Here is a 2459-nt window from a genome sequence, read left to right on the forward strand (position 1 = left end):
GACGATGATCAGGATTTTTGCGTGTGCGCTGATGCTGCTGGGGCTGGCCGCCTGCGAGACCACCAAGGGCGCGGGGCGCGACATTTCCAAAGCCGGCCAGGCGATCAGCGGCGCGGCGCAGGACGTGCAGGACGCGCTGTAAGCCCATTGAGTGTGAGACAGCAACGCCCGGCCCCGCGCCGGGCGTTCTTGGTGTGCGGTCACTCGATCCCGAGCATCATCTTGGCTTCAGCCAGAATGGCGACCGAGGCCGCATGATCGCCGCCGTCATGCAGGCTTTGCCCCTCGTCGCGCATGTCCTGAACATCGGCCAGGTCATCCTCGCTGAGGCTGGTTCCCGCCGCAATCGCGGCATCGATCTTGGCGATATCCGCCGGGCACTGGCCGGAAAACGCCGGCGCCGCCAGCAGGCACAGCGCCGTGGCCAGGGTGGTGAGTTTCACTGTTTTGGTGGTCATAGTTTGAACTAACATGGGCCATCCTCCGAACGTTTAGCTGGGTGGAGGATAGCATTTTTGCGGCTGGTTTTCAGCCGAGGCGGCTGCGGGAGGGCGGAACCGGCGGAGGTTGGCGCATGGGACTGGGCGGGTTTTGGCCGGGGTGGTCAGGCCGGTTTAGAAAAGCGGAGGGCAGCGCCCGGCCCTGGGTGGGTGCGAAGCGCCCTCCCGTGGGGAGGGTCGGGCGCTGCCCGGTCTGGCGACCAGATGGAAGTGCTAGCTTTCAGCACCATCCAACTCGACTTTATACACCTCACCATCACGTACTTTCCTCAGCAACTCGACACACTCGTCTGAGTACATTTGCGCCTTCGACTTTGTACTGATCTTAACCGTTCCATGATAACGGTTATCTGAAGCCTTAATGTCTAGTCCAGTTTCATTTTTGACCTGCTTTAGGAGCTTATCGGCGCCATTCCAGTAACCGTATCCCAATTTTCCAGCAACTGCGGTAAGGTTGTAGGGGTATTGCGCTGTAAAGCCTGTAACTGGTTGTAGCGTTCCGATTCCGAATACCTTTGCAAAGTCCTCCTTCGTCTCCACTTTCCCTGAGATCAGCTCAAAATCCACCTCGAACTTCTGACGAGGTATATCTGAACGCACCAATTGGTATGAACGAGCTAGCAGAGACCTCAGAATTTGAGGGTTCACGTTGGACAGTGGTGCATTGTGACCGAATGCCTTGAAGACCCACTCGAAATCGGAAGCCTCGATTGCATTGACGCGAACACCTTTCTCCGGCGCTACTTGCAGTACTTTCTCGGATGCCGGGCTGCCCCCGGATGGGCGGGTGAGAAAGAAGATGTTTGGAATTGTGCCCCCTTTGATCTCCACCGCTTCATTCAGATCCTCGAGGATCTTGCGAATATTGGCGTCCTCCACGCTATACCCAACGAACAATATCGGATGCTCGGCAAAGAAAGTAAGCAGCTTTGCAGTCAGGTATTTTCGTTTCGCTCCGAAGATTGCGTAATCTTCGCCAGTAAGTACCATCGAACTCGGCTTTTCTACAGTTCCATGGATCTTATAAATCTCACCGATATTGGCAAATGGCGCAGAGATCAGACCAGTACCTAGTATCGGCTGGGACCCCGGCAAGGTCTTTTCCAACAAACTATCATAATTCGTTGTAATAACTGCATGTGGCCTTATAGCCGAAAAAGCAGAAGCTTCTCCCACGTAGTTTCCAGAAATCTCAGTACCGAAGCTCTTTATATACTGAGCGATCGAGTACTTTAAGTAGATGTCCGCAGGTACCTTGGCTTCGAATAGTATGGGCGGGAATTGACTTTTCCCCGCGTCCCAAGCCCAAGCCTGATATGAAGCAGCGATCCTTTGCGCTACTTCCGGCAACCCCTCTTCCTGCTGAACAAAATATTGAATTGGTCTATCTATGATAGGGCAGTATTTGACCGCCCATTCGAGTAAACCATACCAAGTTGGAGCCTTGACCCACCGGCGGCTTAGCCCTGATCCGGCGAAAATTATTGGTTGAAGTGGGTACTTTTCTCGAGTTCCAATAACCTTTTGCGTCTGTTCATCAATGTATTTTTGTTGGTCTTCTTGAAATGAACCATCCATGCTTTGGCCTCAAGTGTTCGTGCTGCGCGACCTAGTAGAAGTTAGGCGAAGGCTGAAAAGGCGGAGCAATGCTCCGCCTCGCACTCAATCATTGATAGAAGCGCCCATCAAGTGCACATCTTGGGTAAATGCCCCGCAGAACACCCAGGTTCGGGCACGCATTTGGCTGCGCCAACCGCTTTCGCCCGCGCGCCTTGAAATGGACCAGCTTCAGCTGTCCATTTTCAAGGCGGAAATAAACGCTTCCTGAGGAATATCAACCTTGCCGAACTGGCGCATCTTCTTCTTGCCCGCTTTCTGCTTGTCCAGCAGCTTGCGCTTCCGCGTTGCGTCGCCGCCGTAGCATTTGGCGGTCACGTCTTTGCGTAAGGCGCTAAGGGT

The 2459-nt window shown here is 54.2% G+C and carries 4 protein-coding genes; 1 reads left to right on the forward strand and 3 read right to left on the reverse strand.

The annotated features are described in order from the left end of the window. Positions 1-4: 4 nt before the first annotated feature. Entirely contained in the window at positions 5-142 is a 138-nt protein-coding gene (locus A2I95_RS31595; protein ID WP_084294418.1) for an entericidin A/B family lipoprotein, read from the forward strand. Positions 143-200: 58 nt separating this feature from the next. Here the strand turns inward: A2I95_RS31595 and A2I95_RS31600 are convergent, their stop codons facing one another. The 3 genes from A2I95_RS31600 to A2I95_RS31610 all read right to left on the reverse strand — a co-directional run. Then, positions 201-473: a hypothetical protein gene (locus A2I95_RS31600; RefSeq protein ID WP_291736180.1), complete on the reverse strand. Its 273-nt coding sequence runs from the start codon at positions 471-473 to the stop codon at positions 201-203. 240 nt (positions 474-713) lie between these two features. Further along, complete coding sequence (locus tag A2I95_RS31605) at positions 714-2078, reverse strand: SIR2 family protein (RefSeq protein WP_291736183.1); 1365 nt, start codon at positions 2076-2078, stop codon at positions 714-716. Positions 2079-2288: 210 nt separating this feature from the next. After that, on the reverse strand, positions 2289-2459 hold a 171-nt coding region (locus A2I95_RS31610), incomplete at its 5' end, for a hypothetical protein (RefSeq protein WP_291736185.1).

It is taken from the genome of Leisingera sp. F5, assembly GCF_001593695.1.

Bases quoted from the DNA above. Each gene is read 5' to 3' on its own strand.
- A2I95_RS31600 (WP_291736180.1), bottom strand. From the start codon at position 473: ATGTTAGTTCAAACTATGACCACCAAAACAGTGAAACTCACCACCCTG.
- A2I95_RS31595 (WP_084294418.1), top strand. From the start codon at position 5: ATGATCAGGATTTTTGCGTGTGCGCTGATGCTGCTGGGGCTGGCCGCC.
- A2I95_RS31605 (WP_291736183.1), bottom strand. From the start codon at position 2,078: ATGGATGGTTCATTTCAAGAAGACCAACAAAAATACATTGATGAACAG.